This is a genomic window from Neobacillus sp. S1227, assembly GCF_055385255.1.
Genome location: NZ_AP038276.1, coordinates 3318114 through 3338897 on the forward strand (window position 1 = coordinate 3318114; position 20784 = coordinate 3338897).

At 37.3% G+C, this 20784-nt stretch carries 22 protein-coding genes; 2 read left to right on the forward strand and 20 right to left on the reverse strand.

Annotation, left to right across the window (positions count from 1 at the left end; translation table 11 throughout):
- Positions 1–15 precede the first annotated feature (15 nt).
- From ACZ5AE_RS16560 to ACZ5AE_RS16595, 8 genes are all read right to left on the reverse strand, one after another.
- Positions 16–192, reverse strand: a complete 177-nt coding sequence (locus ACZ5AE_RS16560; protein ID WP_464565644.1) for a hypothetical protein — start codon at positions 190–192, stop codon at positions 16–18.
- A gap of 475 nt (positions 193–667) precedes the next feature.
- Complete coding sequence (locus ACZ5AE_RS16565; RefSeq protein WP_464565646.1) at positions 668–1153, reverse strand: hypothetical protein; 486 nt, start codon at positions 1151–1153, stop codon at positions 668–670.
- Positions 1125–2024: a HipA domain-containing protein gene (locus ACZ5AE_RS16570; protein WP_464565648.1), complete on the reverse strand. Its 900-nt coding sequence runs from the start codon at positions 2022–2024 to the stop codon at positions 1125–1127. Before ACZ5AE_RS16570 ends, ACZ5AE_RS16565 begins: the two co-directional genes overlap by 29 nt.
- Positions 2025–2584: 560 nt before the next feature.
- Positions 2585–3133, reverse strand: a complete 549-nt coding sequence (locus tag ACZ5AE_RS16575; protein WP_464565650.1) for a hypothetical protein — start codon at positions 3131–3133, stop codon at positions 2585–2587.
- A gap of 197 nt (positions 3134–3330) precedes the next feature.
- Positions 3331–5136 carry a DUF2357 domain-containing protein gene (locus ACZ5AE_RS16580; protein WP_464565652.1) on the reverse strand — a complete coding sequence of 602 codons (1806 nt, stop codon included), beginning with the start codon at positions 5134–5136 and terminating at the stop codon, positions 3331–3333.
- Positions 5120–7162 (reverse strand): McrB family protein, encoded by a 2043-nt coding sequence (locus tag ACZ5AE_RS16585; protein ID WP_464565653.1) that lies wholly within the window; start codon positions 7160–7162, stop codon positions 5120–5122. Before ACZ5AE_RS16585 ends, ACZ5AE_RS16580 begins: the two co-directional genes overlap by 17 nt.
- Positions 7163–7164: 2 nt before the next feature.
- The gene (locus tag ACZ5AE_RS16590) at positions 7165–8241 is read right to left on the reverse strand and encodes a hypothetical protein (RefSeq protein ID WP_464565655.1); all 1077 of its coding nucleotides are present in this window, start codon (positions 8239–8241) and stop codon (positions 7165–7167) included.
- A 58-nt stretch (positions 8242–8299) separates the two neighbouring features.
- Positions 8300–8479, reverse strand: coding sequence for a hypothetical protein (locus ACZ5AE_RS16595; RefSeq protein ID WP_464565657.1), 180 nt, complete (start codon positions 8477–8479; stop codon positions 8300–8302).
- A 289-nt stretch (positions 8480–8768) separates the two neighbouring features.
- Between ACZ5AE_RS16595 and ACZ5AE_RS16600 the strand changes: the two genes are divergently transcribed.
- The gene (locus tag ACZ5AE_RS16600) at positions 8769–10454 is read left to right on the forward strand and encodes a hypothetical protein (RefSeq protein WP_464565659.1); all 1686 of its coding nucleotides are present in this window, start codon (positions 8769–8771) and stop codon (positions 10452–10454) included.
- 479 nt (positions 10455–10933) lie between these two features.
- Here the strand turns inward: ACZ5AE_RS16600 and ACZ5AE_RS16605 are convergent, their stop codons facing one another.
- The 3 genes from ACZ5AE_RS16605 to ACZ5AE_RS16615 are packed head-to-tail and all read right to left on the reverse strand — an operon-like array spanning position 10934 to position 12448.
- Complete coding sequence (locus ACZ5AE_RS16605; protein ID WP_464565661.1) at positions 10934–11509, reverse strand: NAD(P)H-dependent oxidoreductase; 576 nt, start codon at positions 11507–11509, stop codon at positions 10934–10936.
- 13 nt (positions 11510–11522) lie between these two features.
- Positions 11523–11966 carry a hypothetical protein gene (locus tag ACZ5AE_RS16610; protein ID WP_464565663.1) on the reverse strand — a complete coding sequence of 148 codons (444 nt, stop codon included), beginning with the start codon at positions 11964–11966 and terminating at the stop codon, positions 11523–11525.
- 17 nt (positions 11967–11983) lie between these two features.
- A complete protein-coding gene (locus ACZ5AE_RS16615; RefSeq protein WP_464565665.1) occupies positions 11984–12448 on the reverse strand; it encodes a MarR family winged helix-turn-helix transcriptional regulator in 465 nt (154 codons plus the stop codon).
- A 185-nt stretch (positions 12449–12633) separates the two neighbouring features.
- Between ACZ5AE_RS16615 and ACZ5AE_RS16620 the strand changes: the two genes are divergently transcribed.
- Positions 12634–12903: a hypothetical protein gene (locus ACZ5AE_RS16620; RefSeq protein WP_464565666.1), complete on the forward strand. Its 270-nt coding sequence runs from the start codon at positions 12634–12636 to the stop codon at positions 12901–12903.
- A 425-nt stretch (positions 12904–13328) separates the two neighbouring features.
- Here ACZ5AE_RS16620 and ACZ5AE_RS16625 read toward each other — a convergent pair whose 3' ends face one another.
- The 9 genes from ACZ5AE_RS16625 to ACZ5AE_RS16665 form a co-directional block, all read right to left on the reverse strand.
- Positions 13329–14423: a DNA-processing protein DprA gene (locus tag ACZ5AE_RS16625; RefSeq protein ID WP_464565667.1), complete on the reverse strand. Its 1095-nt coding sequence runs from the start codon at positions 14421–14423 to the stop codon at positions 13329–13331.
- On the reverse strand, positions 14420–14806 hold the full coding sequence (locus ACZ5AE_RS16630) for a phosphoribosyltransferase family protein (RefSeq protein ID WP_464565668.1): 387 nt from the start codon (positions 14804–14806) through the stop codon (positions 14420–14422). Before ACZ5AE_RS16630 ends, ACZ5AE_RS16625 begins: the two co-directional genes overlap by 4 nt.
- Positions 14807–15076: 270 nt before the next feature.
- Entirely contained in the window at positions 15077–15313 is a 237-nt protein-coding gene (locus ACZ5AE_RS16635) for a DUF5348 domain-containing protein (protein ID WP_464565670.1), read from the reverse strand.
- Entirely contained in the window at positions 15310–16110 is an 801-nt protein-coding gene (locus tag ACZ5AE_RS16640; RefSeq protein WP_464565672.1) for an ExeA family protein, read from the reverse strand. Before ACZ5AE_RS16640 ends, ACZ5AE_RS16635 begins: the two co-directional genes overlap by 4 nt.
- Positions 16103–17458, reverse strand: coding sequence for a DDE-type integrase/transposase/recombinase (locus ACZ5AE_RS16645; RefSeq protein ID WP_464565674.1), 1356 nt, complete (start codon positions 17456–17458; stop codon positions 16103–16105). Before ACZ5AE_RS16645 ends, ACZ5AE_RS16640 begins: the two co-directional genes overlap by 8 nt.
- 39 nt (positions 17459–17497) lie before the next feature.
- The gene (locus ACZ5AE_RS16650) at positions 17498–18019 is read right to left on the reverse strand and encodes a DUF6431 domain-containing protein (protein WP_464565676.1); all 522 of its coding nucleotides are present in this window, start codon (positions 18017–18019) and stop codon (positions 17498–17500) included.
- Between the two features lie 456 nt (positions 18020–18475).
- Positions 18476–19486, reverse strand: coding sequence for a 3,4-dihydroxy-2-butanone-4-phosphate synthase (locus ACZ5AE_RS16655; RefSeq protein WP_464565677.1), 1011 nt, complete (start codon positions 19484–19486; stop codon positions 18476–18478).
- A gap of 169 nt (positions 19487–19655) precedes the next feature.
- Complete coding sequence (locus ACZ5AE_RS16660; RefSeq protein ID WP_464565679.1) at positions 19656–20210, reverse strand: NADPH-dependent FMN reductase; 555 nt, start codon at positions 20208–20210, stop codon at positions 19656–19658.
- A gap of 70 nt (positions 20211–20280) precedes the next feature.
- Positions 20281–20781 (reverse strand): flavin reductase family protein, encoded by a 501-nt coding sequence (locus tag ACZ5AE_RS16665; RefSeq protein ID WP_464565681.1) that lies wholly within the window; start codon positions 20779–20781, stop codon positions 20281–20283.
- Positions 20782–20784: the final 3 nt, after the last annotated feature.

Here is a 20784-nt window from a genome sequence, read left to right on the forward strand (position 1 = left end):
TATGTTTCCAGACTATCAAGTAATTTGTTCGTTTAGGAAAGAGGAAAATAATAAAGCAGACCCTCTTTTCTTTTGTTTTCTTTTAATCCGGTTGGTCAGTTCTTTTGTTCCAATACAATCAAATGTATTATTATTCTTCTGTAACTCACCTTCTTGAACAGTGCGTGTTTTTTCAGTGGAATTTAGTTCCACTGAAATTTTATATATCTACCACTCTTTTCCTGTAATTGTTAAATAAGTAGCGAAAAATAAAACAAAACACATTTTAGGAAAGGTCAAAAATATGCCGATTAACCAATTTTACGGGTCCGAAAAAGACGGATTTGTTTATTTTTTGCATGATACAGACAACGATTTAATCGGAATTAGCAATAATATCCACCTTGAAACAAGATTCAAAAATAGGGTCAGTCCCACATCACACTAAAGTTTTAACGCACCGTAAAATGGGGTCATTCCCCCTGCACACTAAAGCTTTAACGCACCTGGGGACTGACCCTTGAAATCCAAAATAAGAAAAAGGTATCATCAAGTACTGATGATACCTAGTTTATAAAATTGTTTAAACTTCTAATATTAAAGTTGTATTTCTTTAACTTATTAAGGCTTTACTTTTAATATTCTGTTGTTCCTTACCCTATTTTGGAGCGAAGGCCCTTTTCGTCTTTTATTCCTTGTGTTGTTTTTTTTGGGTATTTAAAGTGGCATTATTATTTTTATTTGGTATGGAGGAACTTTCCACGTTAAACTGTACTAAAAAACGAGGATGAATTTCCTCATATATATCTTTTGGATTGGCACTCATCCAGTAATGATCATTAAAGGATACTGCTTTTGTTTTTTTGGCAATTTCCCACATATCATAACTGTATAGTCCAAGTGAATGCAAAAGGTTGTAGGCACCTTCCCGATCAGGTGGAAAAACTCTGTCACTTAGCCAAAGTTTTATATCCTCGTCATTTGGAGTATAATCCTTCAATGGTGACAAACCCTTTTTACTTCGATCAATCGGAAATAATCCAAGTGGATAACCTAAATTATTTGGTATTGTATTAGCAATCATCTTAATGGGTGAATAAATAATTCGATTACCAGACATAGAGAAAGTGCCAATAATCTTATCTTTATACCTCAAATAATAATTTTCTGGCATGCTCCCACCTCAACTTTACAATAAATTTCATGATCTCAGTTCTGCTAGAGCCTAATATTGGGGCATAGAAATCAATTATTTTCAATAATTCCTCTGTCGGTGTTTCAAATCGAATATTTTGTATAGATTCTTTAGAAACATATTTTCTTAAAGATCCACTAAGACTGCCAAAGGGTTTACCCTCATCACTAAAATCAAGTAAACCAGTCCCATGTTCTTCAATTTCATTATCGCTAAAATCAGAAAATAAAGACAAGCCATGATCAAATAAAGGAGCCATCCTCAAGTCACTTGACTCAGATACTAAAAAACCAAAATTTTTCTTATGACGGTCCGTGTTATTTATGATGTAATCGAATAAAATCATTTGATCCAGTTGAGTCTTAATTTCTTCCCCAATACTACATAGTTCATCATAAAGTTGAAGGTGTGGAATCCTTTTTGTTAACTGGTCACAGCTTACAAATGAAAATTCGTCGTTTGGCATAAACGATTGAGATACACAAACTAAGACTTTATTGTTTTCTGCTAAACACCGTTCAAAAGAAAGGGATTTAGTAGTGTCGTTCACTCTTTCAAAATCAGATTCGTATTCCGATTGTGATGTTTTTCCTTCAGTAGATTCCATATCTGAAAACAGATGACGATAAATTGTCCATAGATTATAATGAACTATATTGAATCCAAGCAGTAATCCAATTTTTGCGGCAATACATTCAATAACAGGTTCCTTTACCCTAAACAATTTTCCGGAGCCTGACTTTATATAATATGTTTTTCCTTGGTAAACGATGTTGAATTTCTTAAGCACTCCTTGAGAAGAATTAGTGCTAGTAATTAAATCTTTAACATGTTCCCTTGGAATATTCATGTTGTCAATTCCAAATTCATTTAGGTTCCAATTACTTAACTTTGAGTTTTGGTTTCGAGAAATTCTAATTACCAACACCTCATTTCTAAATTACATGTTACACCCATCATAGTCATTAGAAATTTCCATTAGTATTTAACACGTAGAGATTTACTATATTTTAAACAAAGAAAACCAAATTTGAAAGTTTTAATAAACAGAACATATTAGTTTACCACATATTTGCTTTTCAAACACATTTCTTTATAATTCGTACATTGTATATACTTATTTCAACAAAATTTAACTGAAAACCTCTAATATAAGGATAAAATTTTAAAAAACTAAATTTTTGCTTATCCACTTTTAACCTACTTCACCTTTGCAGTTACCTTCATACCATCCATTAGTTTATTAACCCCCGATACTCTTTACTTTTTCGCTAGATCACTCATGCTTCTTTTAAATGAACATTTCTTCCAGTCATGTAGTTCCTATGCAAGGATTCATCGTATTAACAAAAAAAGAGACTAAAGAGTCCCTTGAAGTTAATTTGAAGTTTACTTGCTTTCTTGCAAAATTTATTCCTTCATATACTTCTTTAAATATTCGATCATTGGCTGTTCAAATATTTCAACATCCTCTTCGACTTCAATCTCCGTGGTGGAACCGAATCCACCAGGACCAATAAAATGTTTCCCGTGAATATAATAAATGGCTGATTGTATGGTAAGAGTGCCGTTCTCATAATTCAATAAATATCCAAGCGAACAAGTTTCATTTAGATACAGATTTTCTACAGGCACTACATCCTCCGGAATTTCACTATCTTCCTCTTCTTTTTCTATTTCATAATCGTCAATATCAATTAGATAATAAGTTTCACCATCTATACATTCAATTTCTCTTTCCAAACCTGGTTGCGAAAAATTCACATACAAATAATGTTGTTCATTTACGAGATTTTCCAAGTAATATTCAAATTCATAAACGTCAATATCATCAGACCAACAGTCATCCAAATTTTCAATTATTTGTACAGTGGGAGTCATGATACTTACACCGATTTTCTCTGATTCCTCAAGAAACGCCTGTAAATTAAATTTTTGTAAGTCTAATTCCAGTTTCATTAAAATCCATCCTTTGACTAATAATTTGTTAGGATATCTCTTTATTAACAAAGCTGTATAAGTTTTTTTCATTTTAAAGTATAACATTGCCAAAAAAATTAGGCCTACCAAAAATGGTAAACCTATTTTTGCTATGTCCGCTTTAGTTAAACTAGTACTCGATTTTTGTTAGCCTCTATTATAATAGCGTACCAAAGCTATTGTTTTAACAACACTGTTTCAGTGACAATCCCTTCATCCTCTGCTTCCAAAATCAAATCTTCTATGAGGCTCTCAATGGTTTGGTTAAAAACGTCCAAGTCCGTTGCCGGTGTAAGAGGGATCAAACTGATACTTCTCCCCTCTTTCGCTTCCACATCTGTTTCGCCCCATTTTTCCGGGTAGAGGACGAGAACCTGATGAACAGGACGGAATTTTTCCCATCGTCTTTTTTTATTAAAGATATATGGTGAGCGAACATTATCGGCATAGCTGGTTAATTGCCGCATCACTTCGCTTCCCAATATGGCATTTTTATTCCGGTATTTTGATTCCAATAAAATCGTTCCGACAAAAATATCTTGGATGTAAACATCAATCCGGATGTCGGGGTTATTATTTTCTGCCGTTGTGTAAATGGGACGATCCAGTTGATTCGTATCGGCTTGGTTGGATGGGATGATCGCATCGTATATGACAGATAGCCGCAAATCATCTTTTTTCAGCTCGACGGTCGTGCCTTTAGGAATAGTAGGAATCACAAAATAGTCGGCTCCCGCTACATCTCTATGATCAAAAAGCCAGCCAGAAGAGTATGTAAAACCGTAACGGCTTGACTCTAATGTTTGCAGCACTTTTAGGTAACTCCAAATTTCATATAGATGATCCGTTCTTTTCCAATGATACCTCCAGTCTGGATGCAAAGTGATGTCCGTTTCTTCCGAAAACAAAATCCTGTCCATCTGCCAGATAAACCGATAGCGCACATCCACATACATCGTGGTTGGGATCATTTGCACCCTTCCGCCGGAAAGTTCCTGATACCATCTGCTTGTCTTTAAAATGGTGAAGGCGCCTTTCATTTGTGCGGCTCGGTCCCGAAAGCCTCTTAATTCTTCCACATATTGAAGTCTCTTTTCATATGGAATATAGGAGGAAAATGCTTTTGTGCTCCCCCTCGTTAACCGTTCCAGATTACGGTCTACTGCTTCTATAAAATTCTTTAGCAGCCGCAGCCATTTTTCAATAATGGATTTAAGGATCCGGTTTTCTGGCAGATTATAGTTCACCCGTTTCTTTGGTGATTTCACGTAATTGGTTGATTCGGGATGCCTTAATCTGTATCTAATCGATACATCATCTACCTGTGCCGGGCGGTCAACAGGCTGAAGAGTATATTCCTTTATTAGCGAGAATCTTACCCTTTGGGATAAATCCGCCAGAATGGCTGATATTTCCGCAAAATGATGGTCCAATAGCTTGAATTGCTGAAGCAATGTGGGATCGAGTAGATCATCATCCATATGATAAAAGGCCTTCTGCTTGCGGACGACGTCATGTGCAAGCCCTTTTAAGAAGCCTTCCACTTCTAAACGCATGACATTGAGCTGCTCATCTGTTAAACGGTTGGTAATCACTTTGATCAGCGAAAGATAGGTTTTATTCGAAAAGACTACCTTGACACAATAAATTCCTGGGATATAGGGATAATAGCCGGGACTCTTATATAAAGTAACCCTTTGGCCAGCCTGGATATAAGGTTCCCCCGTTATTTCATCTCTGGGCATATCTCCCCCAGTTAAGACCTCTAATCCGTCCATAAACAATTTCGCATCATTATGTTCAGACTGAAACATTATTTCTAATTCCACAAATTCCCGAATTTCCAAGTAGCCATGTTCCTTGTCATCCCAATCTTCAAGGTTTTCGACAAAGCAGGATAAGACTTTTTCTTCTTGTGAACCATTTCCATAAACATGAATAAATGAAACCGCAAAATCATCTGTCCTACATGGTGTAACCATTAAACCTCAGCTCTTTCGCTTTTTGTTTGATTACCTCTCTGCTCGTTTGGAAGTCGGAAACCATAGGGAATTCGTTAAAGATCTCCACTAACTTGCCAGTGACAACTTCTCCAGAATCCCTTTCATATTTTCCAATTAAGTCATTCAATTGATCCTCTGATCCCCTTACCTTGGTTAATACCCGCTGGACAAACTGAAAATCAAAGGCTCTTTCACGATTCACATATTCCTGTGACGGAAGATTCTCTAAGAACACGTCGATTTGTTTAACGATACGCGGGCCCACTCCCACCTGTCTATTCGCCGACTGCATCACATTGTGAACGTCCCAAAGAAGCGCTAGCTCTTGTTCTGAAAGTGTTACGGTCCGATTTTCACGGATAAATGATTTATACGTTTCAAAATCTAGTTCCTCACTGCGTGCTGTTAGTCCCTTTTTCTTTTCAGGCATCTCTTTCATATTTTCAAATGGCATTACTGTTAAAGTGATGACATTGGCTCTATCGAGTACCTTATCTGAAAAATGATAAGTCGATTCATCCATATTCACGGTCCCTACGAAAAACACATTTTCCCTTACGACGATTGTCGGCGGATATTGGGCGGAATTATAGAGCCGGCTTTCTAAGTCATCGTTATAGAGCCTTAACACTCTTTTTCCAGGGTCCATCTCGAGAATCGATAAAAATTGTGAGAAGTAATGTTCCACTCGTGCCAAATTCATCTCATCGAAGCAAATAACAAATATTTTATTTGGTTCATCCTCCGCTTTTCGTAATGCTTTGATGAGGCCTGAATCTCCTGGTCGGTACACCATGTGCATGGTATCTGCGTAACCGATCAGGTCGGAATCGGATGTCCATGAGGGACTGACTGGAATTACGGTAAATTGTTCTCCCTTCAGTCCAAGTGAATGACTGTAAACATCCACCAGCTTGGTTTTCCCCGTTCCGCTCATGCCGGAAAGGATCACTAATGTTGAAGATTTCATCGACGTATGAAAGTTAATAAGATCCTCTCTCTGATACACCAAGCCCGCATCCTGTGTATTGGAATAAAGCAATTTTAAAAAATCAAGTTCTTTTTGGTCTGTCGTTGGGACAGCAGCTGAAGCGTTAACTCCATCAGGCATTTCCGATTCCAAATCTGATTTCGGTGTTTGGGCTACTTCAGGTTCCTCCTTGTCTATTAGTACGTTGGGTGTTGTATTTACAGCTGGTGCTACAGGTGATTTTATTTCCAATTCGCTTTCTGTAACGGTTGGAATAGGCGTTGCGCTTTCAATGGCATTGGTAATTTCCTGATACGTCTCAATCGGTATAAAAACGAGATTCCCAATCGCATCACTGAAATAACACTCCTCCAACCATTTATCGTGAAACGTAATCATTTTAAGTTCGTCACTCACATCGAAACTAAAACCACCATGCGCGTACTGGTGCCTTATAAATTCTCCAAAAATAGTTAATCGTTCATCTTCCTCTTCATCAAACTCACGCCAAACAACAAAGGACGGTGTATCATCACTCTCATGGGAGATGTTATCGATCCTTCCAACAAATTTTTTATTAGAGAGGCGGAGTACAAACTCATCCATATTTTTCATACCATGGACTTCTTTACTAAATATTGGTGCTGGAATTAACCGTAATCCTTCGTGAAAGCTTGGCAGCTTTGGCATGACACGGACATCCAACGCATTATATACCTCTTCATGGTTATATCTGATCCGCCTTTCCACTTTAAAAACGAACAAGCGATCCCTTAACCATTCACGCAATCTATTTTTTCTGGTTTCTTCGGTTTCCAGAAAATCGTCTTCAAATCCCCATCTTTCCAGATCGGAATAAAAACAAGTTACCGTTTTCACGTTCGGAAAGCTTTCTGCCGGCTGCGAAATAATCCGGACTGTGAATTGCAGACTATTGTTTTTATTGATAAATATGGTATCTCTATAGGGCAGGTCAAACTGATCGGGCTCATCTAAAACTCCAACTAAATCACTATCCCAGATTTTTGTGCTCATGTTTATCTCCCCTTTTTGATATAACTCTTCATCGCTGGAAAATCCATAAATTCAACAATTTTTTGGTTATGTATTTTTTTAATTTTCTTTTTCATCTGCGGCGGGACTAGGTAACACATAATCCACACTTCATCAAAATCTTGAAAGACGTTTTTCTCCAATGCCTCATTTATGTCTTTGGGACCGAATACATGAAAAATAGGATCCTCCGATTCTTCCGTTAATTTATTTTTGGGGTCGCCCACTAAGGCAATGTGGGAAGGATTTGTTGCCCCTTGATTACTTTCTGAATCACTATCCTTCCTTATATTAGAGCAAAGCATCAGCGCATTTAAATGGGATATTTCCGCTTTTAATGTTTGGATTTTCTCTTTTAAACGTCCTGATTCTGCCTCGGCTAATGCAAGTTTTTCATTTGCACCAGATACATTCGATTTTTCCCTACCCAAATCTTGTTGAAGCTGTGCTCTTTCCTTGGCCCATTGCTGTTTCTCTTCCTTATACTTGTTTTTTAATTCCGTATACTGTTTCTCCCATTTATCGACGGTTTTTTGAAGCTTCTCATTTTTCTCCTCAAATTTTCGCTTTTTCTTTTCCCATTCCAATTCCACTTCAGGTTCTAAGGTTAGCTGGACCTGCTCATCAGAGGCATTTTTGTTGGATAAATTAAGTTCGGAAATGGAGGTTGCTCCATGCTCTTCGAGTAAAAGATCCTCTAATTTTCTTGCCTTCAGATGGTGTAGCTTGTCTTCACTGGAATAAAGGACACCCAAAATAATATGGAGGTCTACTGATGACTCTTCGTAGAGCTGTTTAAGGCTAACTACCGATTCCTCGCGAAGGTTCATATCTTTGCCATCAGGTTTTTCTTGATGATGGAATGTATCATAAAAATGTTTGATCATACTTAGGTTTTTCGGTTTTAAGGCTTCTAAAATGGCCATCGACCTGACCGTTTGAATGTTATCTTTTGTTATTTGCCGAAAACCTTTTACTTGAATCTTCCAAATATCAATTAAATCAACTAATTCTCCATCCGGGATAGAACCCAAGACCTTTTTCCAATCCTCCCTGCTCACTGTTTCCCCTCCCATTTCACTTTTTTATAAATTAGGCTGTTATCACTGAATGCTCATTTCACTGTGCTTGAAAAATAAACGGAGAAAATTCGCTTAAATTGGGAAATACCGATATTTCCTTAAAAATAAGGGAAGTTTTTCCGCTTATATGCTCAAAATCTTTGGATTTTGTCTTATTTAGAGCAATTAACGGAATATATACGCTTATATCAGCATCATAAGCTTCCTCTACATACATTAGCCGGAAATTCTTCGCTTGTTAATTGCCATACCTTACTGAATCAACAAGTAATAATAACAGGGCCATAAATCCAAAAAAATTTTACAAACAGGCAATCTTATTTGATTTCGATGATGTCCATTATGCTTCCATTTTTTTAATACTGTTATTTTTGACTATATCTTGATTTACTATGACGAGATAATTTCTATATGGTATTTCTGGGTAAAGGGTAAACTTTCCACCTTTTAGAACCAACTTTCATATTATAATTATTTTAGAAAACTAATGAAGGGAGTTAGAAGAGATGTCAAGCATCAACAAAATCATTTCAAATCTTGAAAATGAACTGCAGCAGCTTTTAGCCCCTTATAAGAAACAAATGAATGATTTAGAGAATGAAAATAAGAAGCTAAAAAATGAAATAAAGATTCTGATGGACGAAAAAAATAACTTACAAGAGGAGCTTGACAGTTTAAATAGAAGGTATTCAACTGTGTCGGCTGATAATCAAATTTTGGAATCAACCAATTCATTTAGCAGTCCGGTTACTTTTGAAATTATTGACCATCTATTTATTTCCTCTTCGATGGAAGATTCCTTATTTTTGCTTTTGATTTTTAACCATTGTGTCGAAGAAAAGGATCTGGAAAAGATTCATTATATTCTTGAACTCCTGACCCATAATCCTAAACCTTTACTCCATAATGACCAGGGAATAAAAAATATCGCAGCCCGAATTTATAATGATCTTATCGTGTCCGGCGATAAGGACAATGAACTTCTTGATAAGGTTCTTTTAAGTTTTTTCCAGCTGCTAAATAACCTTTTCAACACACAGCATGAAGTTTATTTAACCGGCTTTTTAAAGGAAAATTATTCAGATATATTGGATAGTGCGCTTTATTCAAATGAACCGAAAATTATCATTCCGTTCTTAAAGCTTCTGATGAAATTTGAAATGGAAACTGAACTTGAGGATGTACTTTCTCACATCATTAAAGTCGAATGGGGATTTTTAGATTATAACCTTACGAAAGCGGAGGTTGCCTTTTTCTTATGGTACGCCTACCTCTTTGACTTGGATCAGCAGCTTTTGGATAAATCCGAAGATTGTATTCGTTGGATGGATGAAAAGGAAAGTGTTTTTCAGTTATATTCCTTTTTATATGACGCCATTAATCATCAAAAAGCGGATGAGGAACACTTGCGCGATCTATGCCACGGCTTAAGACAGAGTGGTCTCTTTAATGAAAAAGAATCTCAGAAAATAATCGATAAAGTGCGAAACAGCGTGGATAGATTCAAGGTGATGAAACCGTCTTTCATGCTGCCGACGTATTTAAAGCCGCTAACCATGGTCGGTAATGAAAAACTTAGAGAATTAGTGCGTGATTTAATGTTACAAGAAAAAAGAGTCTTGGTTCCTTTTTATAAGGATGAGGGCGTTAACCTTTTAAGCGGCGGTTATGCAGAAATGTCTATTTACCTAGCTGAATATAAAGTGAACAAAAAGAAACAAGAGAAGGCTTTTGTAGATTCTAAATTGATAGAAGAAATTCACAAAAGAAGCTATCCCGAAAAGTTAAGAGTGGTGAAGTATAATCCTAAGGACATCATTCCGATTCAGGCGAAAAACATGGTAGAAGAGAAAAATAATGATTCCTTCCAATGGCCAAGTACGGAAATAAACGAAAATGCTCAACATGATCATCATGAACAGCCACTGCTAAACGAATACAGCGAATTAAAAAAGCAAGGTTATCAAATTACCGGTCTTACTCGCACGAAACGGTGGGCCATCCTCCAAAAGGCGGTCCCTGTCTTAGGATTAAAAAAAGTGGCTTACACCATCGCCTATAATGTCCGTTTAAGAAAAGGACAAAAAAACGGCCCAACTAAATTCAGTTATGCCATCGGTGAATGGGAATATGATTTGTATAAATTAAAGAAGACCTATTATAAGAAGGATTTTACTTGGCCGAGTTATTAAACATACTTAAAAAACCGAATTGCAGCATCCCATGAGGTGCTGCTGATTCGGTTTTATTTTGAAAAAATATTATTAATGTAAATGGAAAACCAGCACTTTTGCTGGATGGAATAATGTATACATCATCGTACGGGTTTGCACAGGCAGGAACCAGCGCAATTTTCTCAGCAGTGTAGCAAGGTTAGTCTTTCACCAACTCATAAACAATTAGACGGAAATAATTTATACACAGTGGCTGATATGGCAGCTATAATACTCGAGGACCTGCTGAGGGTGTTTACAGATTATCATATACAAAATGACACTAAATTTTTTTAATACGGATATTCTGCGAGTAAAAACAAGTGTCTGAATAAGAAATGGGAAAAAAATCTATTCACATTTGAAAAAACAAATCAGTCCCCTAGTGCTTTAAAGCGTTCATTTATCGAGGTGCTGACCATTATAAATTATAGACCAGATGTTGCTATCACTATTTTTCAAATCGCTTTTGCGTGCTGGTAGATTTTTTGAAGCCATTTCTCGCTGGACTCATAGGTAGAATGTTTAACAGATGTCAGCCGGGTTCTTTTGATATTTTTTATGCCACAGAACTTCAAAATAGCGTCTCGGACCACGATCCATTCGGCATTTCTTCTAAACAAGCTAATAAAGAACGATGGAGAGTCGATGGTGTAAATAACCCATGCTGATTTATTGTTCAATAAACCCTTCGGCAATTTCCCGTCGTATTGATACGCAAATCCAGAAACAAACACGCGATCGAAAAATCCTTTTAAAATAGCTGGTACACCATACCACCAAATGGGGTAGATGAAAATTAACTGCTCAGCCTGCTCAATTTTTTCTCGATATTTTGCAGTATACGAATCATGGATTAAATCTCTTCTTTTGTGCTGCTCATCGATCACTAAAACAGGATCAAATTTCTCCGCGTATAAATCAATTAATTCAAAATTCCGTCCTGCATCCTTTAACCCTTTCATGACGTGCTCTAAAATCGCATGATTAAGGCTATCCTTGTTAGAGTGAGCATAAATAATTAAGGTTGTCATATGAATCCCCCCATTAACGAATGAAGAATATTCCAATGGTAGAAAGAATTAATATCCCAATTGAAATCATTTCTACTTTTTTATGATCATTTTTTTGTTCCACGGTTCCGGCAGCAAGAGAATTTTCAGCAGCTCTCCTTCTTAACTTTCCATCTATCGATAGTTTAATAATGAAAAGAAATATCAGAATAACTGAGATAGAAAAACTAAATACTTGAAATTGTTGTGTCGCGATAAGGGAAACCACCTGTGTCAGCAAAATCAGAATGGCCGCGATGAACGAAAATCGATTATATGCATTCCAAATATTAATGTGTAAGGATTCAAGTTCGTGTACAGCTTTCGATTGACCCATAGCTTTGATAAATTGTGGTCTAAGGCCGCCGCCTAATACAATTCCACCACCTGCGATAATGGCCAAGCATAACATTTGGATACCGAGTATGAAGTTATTCATTCTTTGCCGCTCCTTTTTTATATGAGATTTCTTTTCTTAAAAACTTCAGCTGATGGATGGCCTTTGAAAACATCCACCAACGCATCGTGGAGAGTGATTAATTTTACTGGATCAAAATTTGCCGCCATCATTCCGTACATTTTTTCCTCGATTGACTTCATTTCTTTTACTTTTTCTTTTCCAAGTGAGGTTAGATGAAGCGTGACATATCTCCGGTCTTGGATATTTTCTTTACGGGTAACGAGTCCTCTTTCCACCAATGTGTTAACAAGTCTGGATGGACTGCCTGTTTCACAAATGAGAAGGGAACCCAGTTCTTTGAGTGACAGAGGTTCATGTCGTTCCAAAATATGAATCACTTCTGCTTGTGAAGGTGTAATCCCGATGGATTTGGTTAAGTCTTGAAGCATTCGCTCTCCCTCGCGTTGGGCAGCAAGAATTAAAAATCGGAGAGCTTCCATTTTCTTTTGATCGAAATCCATTTTTTCAACTCCTAATTCTAAATAGATGACATGTCATTTATATATTTAAAATATACATGACATGTCACCTATTGTAAAGAAAAATATGGAAAAACTTCCAATCTTTTTGAATGTGGTAATACATAAATGACCGATCAGCTGGAATTTTGTAAAAGCTGCGGTTTTTTTAATCATTTGGAGAAGTCTTGGTTCCTTTTTATAAGGATGAGGGCGTTAACCTTTTAAGCGGCTGTTATGCAGAAATGCCTATCTACCTGGCTGAATATAGGGTGAACAAAAAGAAAAAAGAGAAGGCTTTTGTAGACTCTAAACTGATAGAGGAAATTCACAAAAGAAGCTATCCCGACAAGTTAAGAGCCGTGAAGTATAATCATAAGGTCATCCTTCCGATTCAGTCGAAAACACAGTTAATTAGAAAAAGAATGAGTCTTTCCAGTGACCAAGTACGGAAATAAACGAAAAAGCTCAACATGATCATTATGAGCAACCACTGCTTAGCGAATACAGTGAATTAAAAAAGCATGGTTATCAAATTACCGGTATTACAAGAATCCTTTTATATAGTATAAATCCTCGCTATGGAAATGGGGATTTTTATGTATTATCTTTATCCTTATTTTATCTGTACACCAAATTGTATAATGAAAAAAAGCGAAAACAGATTGGTTAAATCTCGCCTTCGCTTTTAATTGAAAACACAATTTAACATGTTCTATTAGAAAATTGCACATCCGCAACTCATTAGAAATTTATCAATAACTTGGCAGGTGCATATTAGGACTAGATATCTAAACCTTTTACTAATCCCCTTCTCGAATTAGTAAGCTCGTTAGACTAAGCTGCTCTTGCTTTTCAGGTTCTTCGCAAACGGCTGACTTTTTTATCTGTTTCTTTTCTGTTTCTTTTCTGTTTTTTCTTCCATTTCTTCAAAGTATTTTGCTATTTGATTTACAATTATTTTTTCAATGATGTTCCTTTCATAGCCAAAGGAAACTGCCCGATTAATGAGCTCATTTGTCTGTTCTTCCAAATTAAACGCAGCCTCAGGTTTTGCTGAACTGCTTTGTTTGAAAATGTCCTCAAAGGATGTAAACGGCTTCGCATTTCCCTCTAAAAGTAGTCTTAGTACACCTTCGCTTTTACCAATAACATAAAGCGGGGACCAATGGTGCTTTAAATTTTCAACTACCCCCTCCCAAGTACCACTGGATTTAGTGCCAGAAATTTTCGATGAGGCAACCAGAACTGCATCTGATGGTGCATGAATGTATTTATTTCTCTGCATAGCGTATGGACCCGAAAATGGAGCATCAAGCCTTTGGGTTGACATTAACAGGAGTTGTCCATTCATGATGTATTGACGAATATCACTCTTTTTAACCCATTTTGTCAGACCTTCTGTAGGGAACACAATGGCCTTTCCACCATTTTGTAATGCAGCCTCCACTGCTGTGCTGTCAATGCCTCTTGCACCCCCGGAAATAATGACAATCCCGTGGTTAACCGCTTCCTTCGCTATGTCGGCTGTTTGTAATAGCTCTTCTGAAGTGGCATTTCTTGCTCCAACAATCCCTAAAGCATGATGGGAAAGGATTGCTGGATCACCGGCATAATAAAAGTATGCAGGCAAGAATTTTTGAGAAAGCTTCTTGAGTCGAAACGGCATATCGGCGCGAAACATAACGCCATACCCTTGACGGGAAATTTCTTCAAGTTCAAGCATTGAAATAACCAGTTTTTGTCGTGCTTCTACTTTCTCTAATATTTTTGGTTTTTGAATAGCCGTCGCTTGTGTTAACACGTTCAACAGCTCACTTGAAGTCATTGTAAGCAATGATTCTGGCTGTAATTGATGCTCGCCTAATGACTTCACTACCGCATTCCACTCTAGAATCGTTAGCGTGGTTGTTTTCGTATGTGGAAGCTGCGCGCAAAATAAGTAGGTTGCAATTTCATTATTCGTAAAATGCATCATTGTGCACCTCCCCTTACATCGCCACTGGTATCAGCTAATGCAAACGGTGTTACCTTAATATTATTAAAAATCTCCCCAAGTAGTTCGGTTGCAACAGTAAATGTCCATTTGGAATCAACAAAGTCATCAACTAATAAGATGTGTTGATTGTCAAAATTGACCCTACTTTCAATATATAAATGGTCCCTGATACTCTGCTCCTGATGAATACTGTTGAGGAGTGACTTTTGTTCTGGCTCATTTTCTCTTTTGGTAAAAATATCTGCATAACTACATTGTAATCTGTTTGCCAGCCTTTGTGCAAAATCTGGGACAAGTTGTGGCCGGCGGTTTGATGGGATGGGTATAACAACTAAATCTGTTGATTCGGATACCCTTCTCACGAAAGAAGTGTCTTAATTTAGTGACGAAATTAAAAAAATCTTCGCTCACTTATTCCTTTAATTCCTATCCTTTCTATAAAATCAATAATTCAATTCCATTTTATGTTATTGCAAAGAAATAGGCTTACCATAAATGGTAAACCTAATAAAAACCGTAAACTATCCTGTTACTGACGTTCTATTTTGGCAAGAAATTGACGGTATCATTTGTCCTAAATCTGACGAAGATTTTGACCGAAAGAAAGGGGAAGACCTTAGCTTCCCCTTCAATTAAATATCAACCTGATAGGTTTCGTTTTGTTTCAAATAAAATTTTGTATCATTCCTACCGGCGATAATATACCAATCTCTTCCGAGTTCCATACGGCAAGAAAGCTTCCTTCCATCTCCGAGGTGAAGATCAAACCAATCGTCACAGCGTACCTTGTAGCCTGTATTATCACCCCAGAAGACCACCCAACAATTGAAATCCTCATTATACTTCATTTCTTTCCAGCGGCTCTTCATGACAGTTCACCCTGAATGACATGCTTAATCATATGATCATCAATAATCCGACGGCCATTTTGAGCTCCATAAAGAAGGCTGTGTGTACATACTTTATTAATAAGCCTTGGGGTTCCGCCAGAAAATCGATGTATTTCCTCCAAAGCACCATCTGAAAAGATTTGTTGGTCAATTCCTGCATATTCTAGATGTCGTGAGACATACGCATCTACTTGTGCACGATCATAGTGACTTAATTTGAACTGAATATCGATTCTTTGACGTATGGCAGCGTATGATTGAAGACGCAGACGATCCCATAATTCACTTTGGCCCACAAGGATAAGGGCCATTGGGCTTTGTGCATCCATCTTAAAGTTGAGTAAAAATCTAACTTCCTCAAGCATTTCACGATCTAATAGGTGTGACTCATCCACCACGACGACAGGCTGAATCCCATGAATACCTCTCATTAATTCAATTTCTCGATGAAGCTGTCGTTTGGCATCGCCTCTATAAAACTTCGATTCCGATCCTAGCTGTTCTAACAAGCCTTTATAAAAATGTCTAGGAGTTAGTTTTGAATCGGATAAATATAGTATTTGAAATTTCCCTTGATCAAGTCCATCTACAAATTTCCGGATGGTGGTCGTTTTCCCAGTACCGCAATCCCCAGTTAAAACGGCAAATAGCTGCCTTTCTGCGGTATACTTTAAGCGACCTAAAACCTCTTGCATCGTAATGGAATCATAAAGTTGAGTAGTAGGCACATCTCTTGTAAAAGGGGTATGCTTCATCCCATAAAAAGACTCAAACATCTTCGCCGTCCTCCTTCCAAACAGCACGGAAAGAAACGGCTGGAGCTTGTTCAATTTTTCTTTCTTGATGCTTCTGTTCGGCTGCTTTAAGTAATCTGGAAGAATCAACTTCAAGTGATTGAAGGTGTGAAGGCAAAGTTGGACGCCTTCCGGCTCTTTCTCCAATCACAAGCTTTTTTGCTCTCCAAGGGGAATAACCCTCGTATTCAATTGTTAGCTCCTCAAAATCCGCAGGATCATATACAACATCTACTTGACGACCTATAAAAGAAAGACCAACTTCATATTTCTGATCCATAAAACTAATGCATCCCGACTTATCTACTTTCCTCGTCTCACAATGCAAGAAAGCATTCGCTAGTTTATCAGGATCAATAAATCGAAGTGCTTTTTTATCGCTTCGAAAAGCAGTTTCAGGGCTAATGTTCTCCCCAAGACCGGAATGGGATTTATTCTGATAACACTCTGATAACCATACTTGAAAAAGCTCATTCAATCGATCTAAAGAATTGGGCTTTTCAAGGGCTGCTTCACTTAAGAAGGAATCAACGACTCTATTGAAGCGTTCAACTTTACCTTTTGACTCAGCCGCATAGGGTTTTGCATAGATTAATCTTGTCCCCAATTTGGAACATGTACGTGACATCCACTTGGTTCGATATTGTTTACCGTTATCAAAATAAACGGCATCGGGGACACCGTATTTTTGTATGGCGTTTCGAAAAGCATCTTCAATAATCCTAGAATCAAGAGTAGGATAGAAGGCTCCATGTAAAATAAATCGAGTCGCGTCGTCTATTATAGCGACTAAGTAGACCTGCTTCTTCGTGCCATTTGGTCCAATGGGTAAATAAGGGCCAAACTTAATATCGGATTGCCACAGCTGATTCCGGTGACGCTTTTGAAATCGTCTAGCTGCTACTCCAGTTTGAGAGTAGAGCCTCATTTGTCGTGAACTGTAGCCTCTTTCAGTTAACTTTTCTTGAAGAGTTGAACGCTTTAGCTGCCCTGGTGTAGCCAAGCCTTCCCACTCAAGTATTTGAATAATTTGTGCAACACTTCTAGTAGGGGCCTCATTTCGAAGGAGAATCGCTTGTTCCAATAAATGCGAGGGAATAATCTCTTTTTTCATTTTTCCCGAGATTCCTTTTGGTTTTAGCCCTTCAAAACTTTCATTACGGTACTGCTCAAGATAACGTCTAATGGTCCTTTCAGAAAGACCGCTGGTCTTACATATATGGTTTTTCAATTCCTTTGCTTTTCCAGCATCTAGCCCTTCCGCCAAAAGAGGGGCAATGAGCTGGAACCTTTGTGCTGCGATTTCTTCTGCCTTTTTACGATCTCTCATGATAACACTCCTCTAATATGTGTTTATCATGAGTGTAAATCAGCTATCCTCGGACAAGAATGCAGAACGGGTATGTTCCCACAAATTAATATTCACAATCGGACGGACAATTCTCTCCAGCCATCTGGGGGCATTCCCTACCAGTCGTCCTATTCTATGAAGTGCAGTCTCTGAATTTGCGGACGTCAAATTCAAAGGGACCTTATCCTGACTAGTTCGAAGCACAATTGATAAGAGACAATTAGCCCAGTAATCTACGAAATAATTAAACCAATCATACCAACGAAATAAAGTAGATTCATCAGCTGGAACATCATGTGTAGAAGGGTTCGTGAGAACCGACTCTATACACTCTGCCTTATATCTTTTATATGGAACTAAGAAATCTGGTAATTCATGATGAATCCGGCCGCATTGATCACACCCTAATCGCCGAATATTATATACTATTGTCTCTCCAGAACATTCTCTTGATTTTCTTTCTCTAGTACCAATTACGCTCATGCTTTTCCCACAACAGGGCGAAGGAATCCTCCCCGCACCTCTAACCAAAAACTCCATTGTTTTCAATTATTTTATAATCTGATACAATAATCATATGGGTTTTTTAGGGGACGTCTCCTGTATATCTGTTGGCGCAGATATACATTATGGGAGGCGTCTTTTCCTTTCTCCAGAATTATTAATGTCGAAATGTTTCGAATTATGTATACATGGACATTATAACCGTCTAATTCTGGACAGGCAACACCGTCAACTTTCGGTCATATTGGGATGGCAATAACACTATCCCTATAAAGCTCTACTTCTATAAATCCTTGACTATTTTTCTAATGTTTCAGAGGTAGGGGTTGTTTATCCCCATAACAAATCAAAATATCTTCTATCTCTTTTTAGTATTAAAAAACCGAATCAGCAGCCTCCCATAGAGGAGCTGCTGATTCGGTTTACCCCGCAAAAAATGTGACTGCCCTCCATGCGGTAATGCTTTAGTGTTTTAAAGTGACGGTTCTGCTTTTATTTTATAAAAATTGATTGTTTGACAAGATTGGAACTCTTTTGCTGTAATTCAAATCTACGTTGGACCCCTTTTATATCTTTTTCTATCTCCTGAATAAGCTGATTTAGTGAATTAAACTTTTTCTCTTCCCTTATAAAAAACTTAACCTCGACGGTGATTTCCTCACCATAAATATCTTGATTAAAATCAAAAATATGAATCTCATGAGTCTTTTTCATTTTGTTATTAATAGTTGGTTTCACCCCTGCATTCATGACACCTTGGTAGGATAAACCGCGCCAATTCACTTTTACTCCATAGACACCATTTCTTAAATTGCCATTTGAAGTGGACAAATCTAGGTTTGCTGTAGGGAATCCAAGCTTTCTGCCAAGTTTTTGCCCATGTACCACAAGACCATTCAGGGTACATATTGAATCATAATCCATTGATTTAAATATTTCCGTGATATTAATAGCAGGAATGCCAAACTTACGTGAAATGTCTTTTACCTCTTTAAAAGAAGCAATGTCTCCTTCATTATTAAGGATTTCACATAAATAAGTAGTTTTTGAAGGACTTGAAGATATTTTTGCTAAGTCAGCAGAGGCTTCGACAACTCCCATATAATCCAACATTCCATAATCTGAGTAAACAAGCGGAAATATATGTCCCGGTCTTTTAAAATCTTCAGGACCTGACGCTTCATTCATAACAGCTTTTATCGTACTGGCACGTTCAAATGCCGAAATTCCTGTTGTTGTAGAAAGGTGATCAATAGAAATCATGAAATTTTTACTTGGATTCATTTTCCCATTCATGGGGAGTAAGTTGAGCTTTTTCGCTTTTTGTTCATTTATACAAACATATACTAGCCCCTTACCAATCTTTGTCATAAAGTTAACAAGATTCCCAGTTACTGTTTCGGCTAAGCCCATTAGATAACTTGATTGAGTTTCAACATTATCAACCAAGATTACTAGATCTCCTTTTTCTAATTGCTCTTTAATTTCACCAAGATCAGCCATTTTGCCCCCTCCAGTTGATTGTTTACTATTTTTGAAGTTTTTAAGCTGTAATTTCCCATTTTTGATACATTAGTGTCAAGAGAATCTTGTTATAGCTGTTCATTAAATCCAGTACCTGTAAAGAATAACAGCCTGAGAAATAACAGGCTGCCAGATTGCATTTAGCGTCTTATTTTAAAACGAAATTAGGTTTGTATAATTGTTTATTCATATATGATACTTGTTTTGAAAATGATTCAATTTTTTCCAATAACTCTGGATCACTTATTTCATTGTTGGAATTAAACTGTTTATTGTGAGCAAAGACAAAGCCAGGAACAATATAAGCATTTAAATATCCTGCAATCGGTTTTAGCTGATTTTCAATAACAAGATAATGCTGATCATTGCCCCCTGTTGCAATAAACCCCATTACTTTTTGTTTAAATTCGGCCGGCGGAACTAAATCGATGAGATTTTTTAATGCGCCGGTGAATGAGCCTTGAAATATAGGGGTGCCAATAACATAACAATCTGCAGATGCTATAAGGTCAATTACTTTTCTGGTATCTCCTGTATATTCTGAAGGGGGGCGCCCATCACAAAATTGAACATTATATTGCTTAAGGTCTAACACTTCGACCTCCGCATCGGGATTATATTTTTTAATTTCTTCCATCACTTTATTGATGACAATTAATGTTTTTGACCCTGTGATGGTTCCAGATATCCCCAATATTTTCACTCGTCACCACTCCCTCAAAACAGATTTACTTCAGCGGCAAATACGTGTCTCCATATAATCGGGAAATCGATTATTTATTGGGCCAATTGGCTGGGATTGCCCCAATATTTCTGTTGTAATAAAGTAAAGGAGACTTGTCATTCTTGTTTATTTCGATTACCTCACCCAATAAGATAAAGTGATCGCCTGCATCTATTACTTGAGCTGTTTTGCACTCCAATATTCCCAGTGAATCTGTGATCACTGGCAGACCATTGTCAGATAATTTCCAATTTACTTTTGAAAAACGATCTTGTTCTTTTCCGGCAAAAGCCCAACAGGCAGCAGCTTGGTCAGTTGATAGAGTATGCACGGCAAATTTACCCGAGCTTAAAAATGTTTGTAATGTAGAAACCTTTTTATCAATACACCAAAGCACCATTAGTGGGTCAAGAGAGACAGAGGAAAAAGAATTAACCGTAAGTCCAACTGGTGTTCCCTGATGATCAGCCGAAGTAATAATGGTTACCCCAGTCGGGTACTCCCCCATGATTTGTTTAAAAACATTCACTTTATCAACTAGATTTTTCATCCC